At 37.9% G+C, this 15,048-nt stretch carries 12 protein-coding genes; 1 reads left to right on the top strand and 11 read right to left on the bottom strand.

Features of this window, described 5'->3' with window-relative positions; translation table 11 throughout:
* Positions 1–4: 4 nt before the first annotated feature.
* Positions 5–952 carry an NADP-dependent oxidoreductase gene (locus LC418_RS12125; RefSeq protein ID WP_223559314.1) on the bottom strand — a complete coding sequence of 316 codons (948 nt, stop codon included), beginning with the start codon at positions 950–952 and terminating at the stop codon, positions 5–7.
* A 131-nt stretch (positions 953–1,083) separates the two neighbouring features.
* Between LC418_RS12125 and LC418_RS12120 the strand changes: the two genes are divergently transcribed.
* Positions 1,084–1,431: a winged helix-turn-helix transcriptional regulator gene (locus tag LC418_RS12120; protein ID WP_111958402.1), complete on the top strand. Its 348-nt coding sequence runs from the start codon at positions 1,084–1,086 to the stop codon at positions 1,429–1,431.
* Positions 1,432–1,506: 75 nt separating this feature from the next.
* Here the strand turns inward: LC418_RS12120 and LC418_RS12115 are convergent, their stop codons facing one another.
* The 10 genes from LC418_RS12115 to recQ form a co-directional block, all read right to left on the bottom strand.
* Positions 1,507–4,695, bottom strand: coding sequence for an efflux RND transporter permease subunit (locus LC418_RS12115; protein ID WP_111958217.1), 3,189 nt, complete (start codon positions 4,693–4,695; stop codon positions 1,507–1,509).
* A 6-nt stretch (positions 4,696–4,701) separates the two neighbouring features.
* Positions 4,702–5,763 carry an efflux RND transporter periplasmic adaptor subunit gene (locus LC418_RS12110; RefSeq protein WP_111958219.1) on the bottom strand — a complete coding sequence of 354 codons (1,062 nt, stop codon included), beginning with the start codon at positions 5,761–5,763 and terminating at the stop codon, positions 4,702–4,704.
* 6 nt (positions 5,764–5,769) lie between these two features.
* Positions 5,770–7,122 (bottom strand): TolC family protein, encoded by a 1,353-nt coding sequence (locus LC418_RS12105; RefSeq protein WP_223559313.1) that lies wholly within the window; start codon positions 7,120–7,122, stop codon positions 5,770–5,772.
* A gap of 96 nt (positions 7,123–7,218) precedes the next feature.
* A complete protein-coding gene (locus LC418_RS12100; protein ID WP_111958223.1) occupies positions 7,219–7,812 on the bottom strand; it encodes a TetR/AcrR family transcriptional regulator in 594 nt (197 codons plus the stop codon).
* A 339-nt stretch (positions 7,813–8,151) separates the two neighbouring features.
* Positions 8,152–8,976: a CvfB family protein gene (locus tag LC418_RS12095; protein ID WP_111958225.1), complete on the bottom strand. Its 825-nt coding sequence runs from the start codon at positions 8,974–8,976 to the stop codon at positions 8,152–8,154.
* A gap of 163 nt (positions 8,977–9,139) precedes the next feature.
* Entirely contained in the window at positions 9,140–10,543 is a 1,404-nt protein-coding gene (gene lpdA, locus LC418_RS12090) for a dihydrolipoyl dehydrogenase (protein WP_223559312.1), read from the bottom strand.
* A 128-nt stretch (positions 10,544–10,671) separates the two neighbouring features.
* Positions 10,672–11,070, bottom strand: a complete 399-nt coding sequence (locus LC418_RS12085) for a cupin domain-containing protein (protein WP_223559311.1) — start codon at positions 11,068–11,070, stop codon at positions 10,672–10,674.
* A 46-nt stretch (positions 11,071–11,116) separates the two neighbouring features.
* Complete coding sequence (locus tag LC418_RS12080) at positions 11,117–11,464, bottom strand: hypothetical protein (protein ID WP_111958231.1); 348 nt, start codon at positions 11,462–11,464, stop codon at positions 11,117–11,119.
* A gap of 77 nt (positions 11,465–11,541) precedes the next feature.
* Positions 11,542–12,624, bottom strand: coding sequence for a glycosyltransferase (locus LC418_RS12075; protein ID WP_111958233.1), 1,083 nt, complete (start codon positions 12,622–12,624; stop codon positions 11,542–11,544).
* A gap of 139 nt (positions 12,625–12,763) precedes the next feature.
* Positions 12,764–14,968: a DNA helicase RecQ gene (gene recQ / locus LC418_RS12070; protein WP_223559310.1), complete on the bottom strand. Its 2,205-nt coding sequence runs from the start codon at positions 14,966–14,968 to the stop codon at positions 12,764–12,766.
* Positions 14,969–15,048 lie beyond the last annotated feature (80 nt).

The following is a 15,048-nucleotide window of genomic DNA, read 5'->3' as shown; positions in this document are numbered from 1 at the left end:
AGTTTTATAGTGTGACCACTATTTTACCTACTACCCTTTTTGTTTCCATTTCCAGATGGGCTTTAGCCATTTCCTCAAAAGAAAAAGTTCGATGGATATGAGGAATCAGGGATTTATTCTCAAGTAAGCCAGCAATGGCCTGAATCGTTTCTTTTTTGGAAGCCACCATCATGAATTCAAGATTAATATCCTGTTTTTCCGCTTTATCCTGAGTGTTTTGAGGAATTTCAGGCGAAGGTAAGGTTACAATAACTCCTCCGGGCCGTACTGCATCAATTGATTTCAACAATGTTTCTCCCTGGATGGTATCTATAGCAATATCGATGTCTCTAACCATATCGAGGCGGTCTTTTTGGGTATAATCAATATGCTCATCCGCTCCGATCGACAGAACAAATTCCTTATTATTTGCGGAGGAAGTTCCTATCACATAAGCTCCAAAATATTTAGCGATCTGTACTGCAAAATGGCCAACTCCTCCTGACGCAGCATGGATCAGAACCCTGTCGTTTTTCTTAATTTTAGCAACATCCACCAAGGCCTGGTAAGCTGTTACCGCTGCTAAAGTAGCTGCTGCAGCCTCTTCAAATGTATGATTGTCAGGAATCAGGGCCAAATGACTTTCAGGAGCAGCCACATACTCTGCATAGGCTTTTCCGTTCCCGAAAAAGTTTACCATTCCGAAAACTCTGTCCCCGATTTTAAAATCACTTACTTCCTCTCCGATTTCACTTACCTCTCCTGCAATATCCCAGCCTAAGACCACCGGTCTTATATCACCATATATCCAATTGAGAACACCATCATATGCTCTGGCATTTACATCAACCGGGTTGATTCCTATTGCTTTTACTTTTACTAATACTTCGTTACTTTTTATTTGGGGTTTTTCAGTATCAGCCAGCTGAAGCTTATCAACACCTCCGGCTTCATTTAAAATAATTGTTTTCATTATATTTTTACTTTAAGGTCAAAACAAAAGTAAATTAATGCTATATTACAGGCAAGTATGCACTTTTTTGTACTCTACAAACCAAAAGTATACTATTGCTGATTATCAATATATTAATTTTAATAAAAATCATGAAAAAATATTTAATCGACGAGCCTTCCTGTCCTGTAGACTATGCATTTAGAAGAATTGGCGGAAAATATAAAGGAAGAATCTTATGGTATCTGCACGTAAAAGCTATTATGCGTTACGGCGAATTGCGGAAGACGCTCTCCGATATTACCCCGAAAATGCTTACCCAGACTTTGCGCGAACTGGAAGATGACAGCCTTATCAACAGGAAAGTATATCACGAAGTTCCGCCAAAAGTAGAATATTCTTTAACAGAAGTTGGCCAGCAGCTCATCCCTTTCATTGACTATTTAAGAATCTGGGGAAATGAGCAAATAGAAAAACACAAAGCTAAACAGATAATTTAATATAAGGTAATTGTCCTAAAATTAAAAAGCGCCTCAGAAATCTGAGGCGCTTTTCGGTTAATTAAGGCTAATATCTTAGTCTATGTGTTTAGGAGTATATCCGTCTTCACTTAGTTCTTTGTGTACATAGTCAGCTTTCATTTCAGCTTCGTAGTCTACTTTTTCATGTTTACCCATTCTTCTAAGAATTGAATCAAATAATGAATACACTACCGGTACAATGATCAGCGTCAGGAATAATGATGATGTCAAACCACCGATAATAACCCAGGCTAATCCGTTGTTCATCTCTGCTCCTGCTCCTTTTGCAATCGCAATCGGGATCATCCCGAAGATCATCGCAATCGTTGTCATCAGGATCGGACGAAGACGTGCGTGGTTCGCCTGAATCAGTGCATCATGCGTATTCGCACCTGCTGCTTTTCTCATATTCGCAAAGTCGACAATCATAATCGCGTTCTTCGCTACCAAACCAATCAACATGATCATCCCCAGCATCGTAAAGATGTTTAATGAATTTCCGGTGATGGCAAGAATAACCATTACCCCGATCAATGCCAGCGGAATGGAGAATAATACCACGAACGGATATACAAATGAATCATACAATGAAACCATTACCAGGTATACCAATACGATAGCCGCCATCAATGCAATTCCTAGGGTACCGAAACCTTCGGTCTGGTTTTCCATATCACCACTCCAGATATAGCTTACGCCTGCCGGTTTGGTTTTTTCGTTATCCATAAACTGAGCGGCCCATTCGTTGGCAACATCTCCTACAGGACGACCTACTACTTTAGATTTTACCTTTACAGAAGGCGATTTATCCCTACGTTCCAATAAACTCGGTCCTGAGCCCATTTTTACGTCAGCAAACTGACTCAATCTGATCTGCTCTCCCTGAGGGTTTGTAAACATCAGGTTTCTTACATCATCAATGGATTGTCTGTTGGCATCACCAAAACGGATGTTGATGTCATATTCATATTCTCCGGCTCTGAATTTTCCGTCTGTATTTCCACTGAATGCAGTCTGCATCGTTTGTCCTACGCTGGAAAGATTTAAGCCTAAAGATGACATTTTATCTCTGTCGATATTCACCTGGACTTCCGGATTTCCAGAGTCAGTTGATAATTCTGCATCTACAGAACCAGGAACTTTTTTAAGCAATTCAAGAATTCTGTTCGCTTCCTTATTGGCTGTTTCGTTATCCTGAGCCGTTACCACCATTTCAATAGGTGCATTATCTGCTCCCATTAATCCGATCGGTGCCGTTTTAAATTCAACTCCTGTGAATTTTTCTTCCAGCGCTCTCTTGATTTTTGCAGACTTGATATCTGTGCTTTCATTACGCTCAGATTTATCTACCAGAATCACCTGAATTTCTGACTGATACAAGGTAGCCTGCGCTCCACCAAATCCTGATGACTGCTGACCAACTGTGGTGATCATATCTACAACATCTTTATCATTTCTAAGGTACCTTTCAACCGCTAACGTAATCTGATTGGTTTTTTCTACGGAAGCATCTTTTGGTAATTCCATCTGAACAAGGAACTGTCCTCTGTCCATTTTAGGGAAAAATTCACCCCCGATAAATCCGAATGCTACCAACATGAATGAAGAAATCAAGATAATGAACGTTACGATCACGGTCATGATTCTTCTTAATGAAGATTTCAGCACCCACTCCAAAATTCCTGTGATCCAGTGCGTGAATTTTTCCAATTGCTTTTCAAACCAAAGGATAAATTTCTCAAAAGGATTTTTACCTGTTAAATGCACCAACTTACCATATCTTGAAGATAACCAAGGAATGATAGTGAATGAAGCTAATAATGAGAATAATGTTGCAATAACCACCGTGACACAGAACTGCGCCAGGATATCAGATACCAGCCCCGAACTCATCGCGATTGGCAAGAATACCACCACGATTACCAGGGTAATAGCCGTTACGGTAAATCCAATTTCTGAAGCACCATCATACGCTGCACGGATTCTGCTTTTACCCATCTCCATGTGACGGTAAACGTTCTCCAAAACTACAATCGCATCATCCACAAGAATACCAACCACCAATGAAAGTCCTAGTAAACTCATCAGGTTTAAGGTATATCCCATCAGATACATCCCGATTACCGTTGCAATCAATGACATCGGGATAGAAACCATTACAATGAATGCATTTCTGATGTTATGAAGGAACAATAACATTACTACTGCTACCAGGATAATTGCTAGGAATAAATCGAAAATTACGTGGTCTGCAGCCTCAAGTGTAAAGTCTGTGGTATCATCTACAATATTGATTTTAATTGCCTGGGTTTTATAGTTGTTCTGAACATCAGCAATTGTTTTCTGAATAGCTTCTGAAACGGAGACCGCATTGGCATCAGACTGTTTTTTAACCTGAAGTAAAATCGTTGAATTCTGATTGTATCTTGCCACTTTCTCCACATCTTTTTGGGTATCGAAAACGGTAGCAATATCAGACAAACGAACCTGAGCTCCATCTTTATTGGAAACCACAAGGTTATTCATCTCATCTACACTTTTATACTTCCCGGAAAGTCTGATCGTAGATCTTGACGTTCTGGTCTTCAAAGCTCCCGTCGGGAAATCCAGGTTGGATGAAAGAATGGCCTGCTGAACATCTGCAATAGCAATACCATAACCCTGCATTTTCTTTTCATCTAAGTTGACCTGAATCTCTCTCTCCTGGCCTCCTACAAGATCAACCTGAGCCACACCATTTACACGGGAAAAAATAGGCTCTATTTTTTTATCTAAAAGGTCATAAAGATCTTTATTATTAAGCTTGTCACTGGAAATACTCAAAGTCATGATCGGAAGATCATCCAGTGAGAATTTTTGCAAAGAAGGTGGATCTGCATCGTCCGGAAGGTCTGCCAGAATAGCATTTACCTTTCTCTGTGCATCATTCAAAGCATAGTTTACATCGGCACCGGTATTCAGCTGAACCATAATAACCGATAAACTTTCGTAAGATGAAGATTCAACTTTTTTTACGTTTTCCAGGGAACCCACAGCATCTTCAATTTTTCGGGTTACCGAAGTTTCCACCTCAGCAGGCGAAGCTCCCGGATATACCGTAGAAATGGTTACCATATTGGTTTCAAACTTTGGAATCAACTCGTACCCCATCATGGAGTAACTTAATAAACCACCCAGTGTAAGTATCGTAAACAATACGATAACAAGGGACGGCCTTTTAATGGATATTTCTGCTAACTTCATCTTCTGTTACTTTACGATATTGATTTTTGAACCGTTATCAAGGTTGATTTGTCCGCTGGTAACTACCTGTTCACCACCATTCAGTCCGCTTAAGATCTGAACTTTGTCACCGTATACTTTTCCGGTTTGTACTTTGATCAGTTTAGCCGTTCCGTTGCTTACGATAAATAATTGTCCTGAACTTACTCCGTTCACAAAAGCTTCTGCAGGAACGGTCAGCATATTCTGGGTTTCAGCACCATGATTGGTTTTGAACAAAGCTGTTGCATACATACCCGCTTTCAGGTTTCCTCTGTTCTGAACTTCAATTTCAACAGGGAAATTTAAAGAAGCATCACTTTTAGGAGCAATGAAGGTAATTCTTCCGCTGAAAGATTCTCCGGGTAAAACATTTACATTAATTGGAACTTCCTGGCCCAACTGAATTCTTCCAACCTGGCTTTCATCCACCAATACAGAAAGTTTCAAGCTGTTGATATTAACGATTTCAAACATGGAAGTTCCCACGGAAACCACTGTTCCCGGCTCTACCATCTTTTTATTAATTGTTCCGCTGATCCCTGCACGGATGCTGGTATCATTTACTCTTACTCCCTGAGCTCTTACGGCTGCCTGTGCATTTTTCAGCTGCAGTCTTGAGTTATCAACCTGCTGTTTGGTAACACCTCCGGTTTTGAAAGCATTTTCGTAACGTTGGTTATCAATAATCGCATTTTGCAAATTATTTTGAGCCTGAGAAACATCCACTTCGATTGCGTCTTTTTTGATCACAGCCAAAGTCTGTCCTGCAGAAACTCTTGATCCTTCTTTTACCAGAACGCTTACAATACGTCCGGCGATTTCGGAAGACTGATTCATTTCCTGCTTTGGAATGAAAGTTCCGTTGGCAGTATAGTCTGTGTCAATATTTTCTCTTGCAACAGTGACAACATTTACGTTGATTTTATCCACCTGTTTAGCAACTTCTTTTACTTCTGTTTCCTGTTTCTTCTTATTATCAGCGATTTTATATGCGGCTAAACCAATAAGTACTGCTGCGACGATGATATATATTAAGGTTTTTTTCATAGTTTATTACGGGTTTTGTAGTGTGTTTAATTCTCCTTTAGCCTTGATTAATTTTATTTCCGCCTGTTTGTAATCTAATAAAGCATTTGCATAATTCTGTTTCGCCTGGGTAAGAGCATTTTCAGCATCTAAAACCTCTGTAAGCGTTGCCAGACCATACTGATAGTTGGCCTGAGTATTTTTCTGAACTCTCTCTGCCAATCCTACATTATCTTTCATACTCTCAATATTGATTAATGCATTTTCCATATTGGTAATTGCATTTTTATAATCTAAACTTAAGCTCAGCTGGGTATTTTGGATATCTAAATCTAAATCCTGGATATCAATTTCTGCCTGATTGATTTTAGCTTTGGTAGCTCCCCCGGTGAAAATTGGAATGTTCACATTCAAACCTATCGCTGAATAATCGCTCCAAAGAACTCCGTTGTTAATCCCATTGGTAAGAGGAAATTTTCTACCTTGTCCTCCCCAGCCGTAATTGGCAACCAGATTCACTGTCGGGTATAAATAAGCTTCCGTAGCTTTTTTGTTAAACTGCAGAAGTTCTCTGTTTTTGTTTAAGACTTTGATTTCTGTACGGTTGTCCAGGTTTACATTGCTTGCTATCAATTCAGGTCTTGGCTCGATTGTTTTCTCTTCAAGCTCGATATCCGTAGAAATCGGAATTCCCATATAAAACTTCAAAGCATTTTTTGAAAGTTCAACGGAATTGATTAGCTGCTGCTTATTTGAACCGATATTTGTCAACTGAACATTGGTGCGATCTAAATCGATGGCTTTTGCTAAACCATTATCAACCAGGCTCTTGATTACATTTCTCGTTTTTTCCGTATTGGCGTAGCTGGCTTCAACCGTTTTAAGATTCTCTTCCTGAACAAAAACCTGATAATAAGCTGTTGCTACATTTTCAATAATTTGTTCGTTCGTTAACTGAGCATTTAAAACATAGAATTCTCTGGTAGATTTTGCCGCTTTAAGACCGGTAAAAACTCTTTGATCAAATACTGCCTGCTGAAGCTGTACAGAAGCCGTTGAGCTCCATGGCTGTCCCAGCTGTGCTCTGATTCTCTCCCCGCCAAATTCAAGCAAAGATTCCTGAATAACCGGATTGTAAGTTAGCCCTGCAGTAGCACTTATCTGCGGTAAAGCTCCAGCTCTGGCCTCATCAATTTTATATTCAGCTTTTTTGATCTGTAATGCCGCTTTTTTGGCTTCTGCCTTATTTTGCAGTGCCTGCTTGATGGCTTCCTGTAAAGAAACCTGCTGCTGGGCAGATACGGATGAAAAGCCGAAAATCATAAATGCTGCAGCTATCCCAATTTTTAGCTTTTTAGCAGTTATACGTTTTCTTTTCATAATTTTATACTTCGTTTATTTTTTTAATATAATTTTTCTCGTCAATGTTTTTATTTCTAAAGGACGAATCATTTCTTAAAATACTTTAACATTTTTTTAATTTTTGAAAAGCATGTTGATAATGATCTCTTTTCTTTCGGAAATGATTTTATCATATTCTTCATCGCTAATCATCAGATTCTCCATAAATAAAGGTCTTATAGCACTTGGAAATACAAGTAATGAAACCATATTCAGAATAAACTGAACGGGAGCCATTTTTTCAATATTTCCCAGTTCCATCTCTTTTTCGATGTCTTTATAAAGAGTTTCCAGTACATCTTCTTCTATCTCTCTCTGATGGCAGTTCCCTTTATTAATCTGTGAAACAATATAAGTTTCCAGATATGGATATTGAAGACTGGTGGCAAGGCTTCCTTCTATAAACTTGCTGATCTTCACTTTAAAAGGAAGATCTGCATTTTGAATAATCTTTGATTTTTCCTGTTCCACCCGTTGGGCTTCATCAAAAATGATCTGAATCAGATTATCCCTTGATCGGAAATAATAATTAATCAGTGTTCTGTTCACTCCGGCTGCATCTGCAATCTCCTGGGTAGTAGCATCAAACTTCCCTTTCACAAAGAATAAATTCTTCGCTGTCTCTTTTATTAATTCCTGTGTTTGGTCTTTTTTTGCTTGATTTGACATTATTGTTAAACAATTTTGTGCAAATGTAAATCAAATTTTATTTTTGACAAAATTGTTAAACAAAATAATTAAACAAATTTGTCATGATTTACATCATGTTTTGAGAATAAGCATAAATCAATTAAGATCATGATTCGGAAAGAAATGTCTAACAATTTTGTTTATGGCAAAGGCAAAAAAATAAATTTTGGAGAAGTATAATAAGAAAAAGGGCATTCATTGAGCAAAGGAATACAGGGAAACAATTAAAATCAGGGTGGAAGAACTTATAGTTGTAGCTTCTGGCAAAGAACAAGATACCAAAACAAAACGGGCAGAAAATTCTGCCCGTTTTTTATTTTACAATAATTTTATCTTATCTTCTGAAATATCGACGATTTTATCTTTATACAGTCCGCCGAGTGCTTTTTTAAAGTTCTTTTTACTCATCTGAAGCTCATCTTTGATCTCTTCAGGAGAAGACTTGTCTGACAGATAGAGAAGTCCGTAGTTTTCTTCCAGTTTGTCAAGAATCTTTTGCTTGAATTCATCTATATTTTCGAAACCTTCCGGCTGTAGGGAAACATCAATTTTACCGTCTTCACGGATAGCTTTGATATAACCGCTTTCTTCCGATAAAGGATACAGCTTTTTGAATACATCTGATGCATAAACAAGTCCAATATATTTTTTATTGATCACCACATTCCAGCCCAGCTCACTTTCATTCATCATCAACAGGTCTACCTTATCTCCTTTTTGGAAAGGAAGGTCCTGGTACTGTGGATTTCTTTTGAATTTTGTAGTTCCGGTAATCAGATCAAGGTCTTCATCCACATATAAATAAACCAGGTATCTTTTTCCTTCAATAATTTTGGATTTCTGCTGTTTGTAAGGAATAAAAAGGTCTTTTATAATCCCCCAATCCATAAAGGCTCCACTCGGAAGGCTCTGTACACAGCTCATTACCGCATACTCTCCTACTTCAGCCAATGGAATTTCAGTGGTTGCCTTTAATTTTCCGTCGTCCTGATAGACAAAAACTTCAACCTCATCATCAATTTCCTTATCATCGCTGGTGAAAACTTTGGGCAAAAAAGCTTTTTCGCCTGATTCATCCGTTAAGATCCATCCTGAGTAGTTTTTATCTGAAATTTTTAAAGTCTGGGTTTTTCCGAGTTGCATTGAATAATAGAATTAGCCACAAAGGTACGGAAAATTGAAGATTTCAAACTATGTATCCTGTTTTATCCTGCTATCGAAATACAATTTTCAGTCCACAAAAAAAGAGAAGCAAATGCTTCTCTTTAATTTTAAATATTTGAATTTTAAATCTTTCAATCAAAAATTACATATGAATTGGTCTCTTCCCTGTAGCATCCAATGCCGCTTCTTTAATAGCTTCTGCATAGGTTGGGTGGGCGTGAGAGCTTCTTGCAATATCTTCAGCACTTGCACGGAATTCCATAGCAATTACTCCTTCTGCGATAAGGTCGGCAGCTCTGGCTCCGATGATATGCATTCCTAAAACTTCGTCAGTTTTTTCGTCTGCAATAATCTTTACAAGACCGTCGATGTCGCCACTTGCACGGCTTCTACCTAACGCTCTCATTGGGAAAGAACCTACTTTGTAAGCTACTCCTTCTTCTTTCAGCTGCTCTTCAGTTTTACCAACTCCGGCAACTTCAGGCCATGTGTACACAACACCAGGAATAAGGTTATAGTTGATGTGAGGTTTCTGACCTGCAAGGATTTCAGCTACCAAAACTCCTTCTTCTTCCGCTTTGTGAGCAAGCATTGCTCCTTTGATCACGTCACCGATCGCATAGATGTTGGCAACGTTAGTCTGTAAGTGGTCGTTTGTTTTTACTCTTCCTCTTTCATCAAGTTCCACACCTGCTTTTTCAAGAGCAAGACCGTCTGTATAAGGTCTTCTACCCACAGATACCAAACAGTAATCTCCTTCTACGGTTACTTCTTCTCCTTTTTTATCTTTAGCTGTGATCTTTACAGTATCTCCGTTTCTTTCAACAGCAGAAACAGCCGTAGAAAGCATAAACTTCATTCCCTGTTTCTTAAGAACTTTAGTCAGTTCCTTGCTTAGAGCTCCATCCATTCCCGGAATGATCTTATCCATGAATTCCACAACAGTTACCTGAGCGCCTAATCTTAAGTATACAGAACCTAATTCAAGACCGATAACTCCTCCACCGATTACTACCAGGTGCTTAGGAATTTCTTTAAGGTTTAATGCTTCTGTAGAGGTAATCACTCTTTCTTTATCCAGAGTAATGAAAGGTAAAGAAGACGGCTTGGAACCGGTTGCAATGATGGTATATTTGGATTCGATGGTTTCAGAAGAACCGTCGTTTTTCGTTACTTTGATCTGAGTAGCAGATTCAAAACTTCCCAATCCTTCAAAAACGGTGATTTTGTTTTTGCTCATCAGGTAGTTGATTCCATCTGTATTCTGTTTCACCACTTCGTTCTTACGCTCGATCATTCTTGCAATATCAGCCTGCGGCTCATTGATAATGATTCCGTGGCCTGCGAAGTTGTGCTTCGCGTTCTCGAAATGTTCAGAGCTGTCTAAAAGCGCTTTTGACGGAATACATCCAACGTTAAGACAAGTTCCGCCTAAAGTTGAATATTTTTCAATAATTGCTGTTTTGAAACCTAACTGTGCCGCACGGATAGCAGCTACATAACCTCCAGGACCGGAACCTATTACGGTAACATCGAATTGACTCATGTTATTGTATGAATTTGTTTATTATTATCTTTCTTAATTCTCACAAATTTACATATAAATTACCAAGCACCAAAGTGAGTTTTATCAATTTTAAGATTGACAATTCAGATGGTTGATTTGCGGAACTTCTATTTCAATAATTTTATATTTTCTTCATTTCCTTCTTTCAGATAGATTGCTGTAAAAACAAGAGGTTTTTCTGCTGATGCATTATCAAAGTGAAGGATCTTTACATTTTTAGGTTCATAGAAAGCGTCTCCTTCATGAAGAATTATTTTTGGCTGACCTTCTATCTGAAAAACCGCTTCTCCAGATTTTATTATGCCCACTACGGGACAGGGATGCAGGTGCTTTGGAACTTCCAATCCCGGCACTAGCGTTATTTCCTGAATTTCCGTAGTCTTAACTTTCTGGTTAATGACAGTTTTCAATAATTCTTTTCTGGAGATGGTCTTCTGCTGAGCCAGCATTACAACAGAATTCAGTATCAAAATAACAATTATAAATGGCTTTATGAAATTTCCCATTTTATTTATTCTTAAATTATATGCTAATTCTTTCAAGACTTATGAATCAATCCACATTCAGTTTTCCTTGGCCAAAAGTTCCGGCACTTTCAAAAAACGAACCTCCATACACGTACCATTCAAGATTTTCCAAATAGTCAACTGCATTTTCAGGGGTTATTTGTGTGCGGTCTTTTTTCGAAACAATTCCTTTGTACCATCTTCCTGATTTAGAATAATGTTCAAATTCAACAAAATAGTGAATCCATATTCTTTGACAAAGTTTGCACTGCTGAATTGTTACTTCTGCATATCTTCCGTTGGTATGGTCTATGCCTAATTCAGAACTTCTATATTCAGTATAGTCCGAAGTCGGTTTTTCACAAGCACATCCAATTTTGGGAATTTTAATCATTGATGAATATTGATTTTAAATAAAATTAATGAAGGTCAAATGTAAAAAAATATGGATCTATAACGCAAATTCAGCAATTATTTTTTCATCAGATCCAACAACACCTTCTCATATTTATCCAGAATAATATCCTTCGAAAATCTTGACCTTATGGAGTTTTTTATTCCATCACGATTATAATTTCCCTGCAGAACTTTCATTATTTTTTGGGAGAAATCTTCGTAATTTTCAATATTTGAAACTTCTCCGTTCACCTGGTGCTGGATGATCTCATTAATGCCTCCCGGACAGTTATTGGCCAAAGAATAAGTTCCGCAGGCACCTGCCTCCAAAAGAACATTCGGGAAACCTTCATACCTAGAAGAGAGAATGAAGAGATCTGCATATTTTAGATATTGGTAAGGATTATCCTGTCTGCCATGGAAAATAACATTTTTCAGTCCCAGAAAATCTTTCATCTGAAGCAGTACATCCTTATCTTTACCGTCGCCCAGGATATGAAGCATAATATTTTCGTTTTTAAGTCTTGAAAATACTTTTAGCAAATTGTCAAAACCTTTCCTCGCCGATAGATTTCCTATGGCCACTACATTTTTATAATTGTATTTAAAACTATCCGGCTTGACAGAAACGCCCAATTTTTCATTGATAAAGTCAAAATCGACAGGGTTGTTTATTTTTACAATTTTCTTTTTCTTAATATTAAAATTATCAACAAGATCATGCATCATGTCATCACTTTGGGCAATGATCCTCTGATAATTATTGTAAAAGTTGTAGAAGAATTTGATTTCTTTCCGCGTTACATGCTGTGTTACCACATTCGTTTCCCTGGCAATAAATTTCGTCCTTGGGAAGAGTTTAATGAATAAGGCCAGATAAGCATTTACTTCGCCAAAACCTGAAAACACAATATCTGGTTTTCTGCGGTAAATTTCGCCTAAAATAGGCTTTAGGGAATGCCTGATCCTTTCGGTGTTGATGTCAATGATTTCAACATCTTTTTTCAGAAAATTAAGATATCCGCCCTGTTTGCGAAGCAACAGGATTTTGGGTTCAAACCGGTCTCTGGAAAGATGATTGGCGATAGTGGTAACAATTCTTTCTGCACCACCGGTTTCCAGATCCGGCAGAATAAATATGACAGATATTTTTTTCATCAGTTAAAGTTAGTAAAAAGTTTTATTAAGTTTCAAATATTGATATCCGGAACATTTCATTAAAAGTTAATAAACACAAGTTATTATCTAAAAAAAGCCCTTCCAAAGAAGAGCTTAGATATTAAATATATTGGATTTCTTAATTTGCTACATCGCTGATAAATTTTATTCTCAGCATTCTAACTTCCTCATCCGAAAGTTCATCTCCGAACTCATCGAGAAGCACTTTCATGCTGTCGCTTTCAGATTCAGTCATGAATTCCATGAAGCCATCTACGATATCTTCATCAAAATTATCTTCAATATAATAGTCAATATTCAGTTTTGTCCCCTGATAGACAATACTTTCCATTTCTTTTAAAAGTTCATTCATGGAAAGGTTCTTCGCCCTTGCAATATCTTCAAGGTCAATTTTTTTATCGGTACTCTGGATAATAAAAACTTTATGGCTGGATTTATTAGCCACCTGTTTCAGTACCATATCCTGGGTACGTTCGATATTATTTTCTTCTACGTAGGCTTTAATAAAGTCTGCGAATTCTTTACCATATTTTTTGGCCTTTCCTTCTCCTACCCCGTAAATCTTGGCAATTTCTTCCAATGAAATAGGATACTGAACGGTCATATCCTCCAGACTTGGATCCATGAAAACCGTGTAAGGTGGAATTCCATGTTTTTTGGCTACTTTTTTTCTAAGATCTTTTAACTGGTTGAAGAGATTCTGATCCAGACCTGTACTGGCCTGCATTTGTACTTGTTCACTCTCTGCCTTGGTTTGGGAAAGATCAAACTCTCTGTCTTCCGCAATTAAGAATGGTTCTTTAGATTGTTTTTCTAAGAAGTTTCTTGCCTTATCAGACATTTTCAAAACACCGTAGGTTTCAATATCTTTCTGCAGAAATCCCTGAACCGTTGCCTGTCTCAAAATAGTTTTCCAGTAGTTATCTTTTTCGTCCTTTCCGAAACCGAAATGAGAAGTCTGTTCTAATTTATATGATTTTGTAACTGCATTTTCTTTTCCAACAATTACTGAGATCAGATCCTTAGACTTGAACTTTTCACCAGTATCTTTAATAAGTGTCAGAACTTTTTTAAGGTCCGATGTTGCTTCTTTTAATTTTGGAGGGTTAGAGGAATTGTCACACATATTGGCTCCATCCCCTTTCACCGGATCAAAATTTTCTCCGAAATAATAGAGAATATATTGCCTTCTGCTCATTGAAGTTTCAGCGTAGCCCACCACTTCATTTAAAAGCTGTAACCCGATTTCTCTTTCGGAAACTGGTTTTTGTGCAAGGAATTTTTCCAGTTTCTCAATATCCTTAGGATCATAAAATGCAAGGCAATGACCTTCGCCACCGTCTCTTCCTGCTCTTCCTGTTTCCTGATAATAGCTTTCCAAAGATTTAGGAAAATCATAATGGATTACAAAACGTACATCCGGCTTGTCGATTCCCATTCCGAAGGCTATGGTAGCGACAATAACATCTACTTCCTCCATCAGAAATTTATCCTGATTAGCCACTCTCACTTTCTGATCAAGACCGGCGTGGTACGGAAGCGCATTGATCCCGTTTACCTGTAGCAGCTGGGCAAACTCTTCCACTTTTCTTCTGCTCAAACAGTAAACAATTCCCGACTTTCCTTTATGCTGATTGATAAATCGTACGATTTCTTTGTCTACATTGACTTTCGGACGTACTTCGTAATAGAGGTTCGGACGGTTGAAACTTTCTTTAAAAACTAACGCATCGCTCATTCCTAAAGTTTTCTGGATGTCATCCTGAACTTTTGGTGTTGCAGTAGCTGTCAAAGCGATCACCGGAACCTCAGCAATCCTGTCAATAATCGATTTCAGGTTCCTGTATTCCGGCCGGAAATCATGGCCCCATTCTGAAATACAGTGTGCTTCATCAATAGCTACAAAAGAAATCTTAACTTCTTTAAGGAAATCCAGATAATCGTCTTTGATTAACGATTCCGGAGCTACATACAAAAGCTTGGTTTTGCCACTCCTGATGTCATCAAAAACCTGTTTTGTCTGTGTCTTATTTAATGATGAATTTAAAACGTGCGCTACCCCGTCATCAGATGAAAGGCCGTTTACCGCATCTACCTGATTCTTCATTAACGCTATTAAGGGCGAAACTACTATTGCCGTACCTTCTGAAATAAGTGCCGGAAGCTGGTAACATAATGATTTACCTCCTCCTGTCGGCATTAAGACAAATATATCCTTCCCACTAAGTAGGTTTTCTATAATTTGTTCCTGCTGGCCTTTAAATGTAGAAAACCCGAAATACTTTTTCAATTCGCCTGATAAATTGGCTTTTTTTGCGTTCATCTAATTTTCTATTGCTAAATTTGCATCCAACCCAAAGTTATAAAAATTCTGCTTAAAATAAAAGCGAACGAATTTATAAA

Origin of the sequence: Chryseobacterium lathyri (genome assembly GCF_019970085.1) — a bacterium.
Classification (GTDB): domain Bacteria; phylum Bacteroidota; class Bacteroidia; order Flavobacteriales; family Weeksellaceae; genus Chryseobacterium; species Chryseobacterium lathyri.
The sequence above is the reverse complement of the archived record's forward strand: the minus strand, read 5'-3'. Positions and strand labels throughout refer to the sequence as shown.

Coding starts and splice junctions, on each gene's coding strand:
- LC418_RS12085 (WP_223559311.1), bottom strand. CDS start 11,070: ATGGGAAATTTCATAAAGCCATTTATAATTGTTATTTTGATACTGAAT.
- LC418_RS12115 (WP_111958217.1), bottom strand. CDS start 4,695: ATGAAGTTAGCAGAAATATCCATTAAAAGGCCGTCCCTTGTTATCGTA.
- LC418_RS12120 (WP_111958402.1), top strand. CDS start 1,084: ATGAAAAAATATTTAATCGACGAGCCTTCCTGTCCTGTAGACTATGCA.
- LC418_RS12125 (WP_223559314.1), bottom strand. CDS start 952: ATGAAAACAATTATTTTAAATGAAGCCGGAGGTGTTGATAAGCTTCAG.
- LC418_RS12095 (WP_111958225.1), bottom strand. CDS start 8,976: ATGCAACTCGGAAAAACCCAGACTTTAAAAATTTCAGATAAAAACTAC.
- LC418_RS12105 (WP_223559313.1), bottom strand. CDS start 7,122: ATGAAAAGAAAACGTATAACTGCTAAAAAGCTAAAAATTGGGATAGCT.
- LC418_RS12075 (WP_111958233.1), bottom strand. CDS start 12,624: ATGAAAAAAATATCTGTCATATTTATTCTGCCGGATCTGGAAACCGGT.
- lpdA (WP_223559312.1), bottom strand. CDS start 10,543: ATGAGTCAATTCGATGTTACCGTAATAGGTTCCGGTCCTGGAGGTTAT.
- LC418_RS12080 (WP_111958231.1), bottom strand. CDS start 11,464: ATGATTAAAATTCCCAAAATTGGATGTGCTTGTGAAAAACCGACTTCG.
- LC418_RS12100 (WP_111958223.1), bottom strand. CDS start 7,812: ATGTCAAATCAAGCAAAAAAAGACCAAACACAGGAATTAATAAAAGAG.
- LC418_RS12110 (WP_111958219.1), bottom strand. CDS start 5,763: ATGAAAAAAACCTTAATATATATCATCGTCGCAGCAGTACTTATTGGT.
- recQ (WP_223559310.1), bottom strand. CDS start 14,968: ATGAACGCAAAAAAAGCCAATTTATCAGGCGAATTGAAAAAGTATTTC.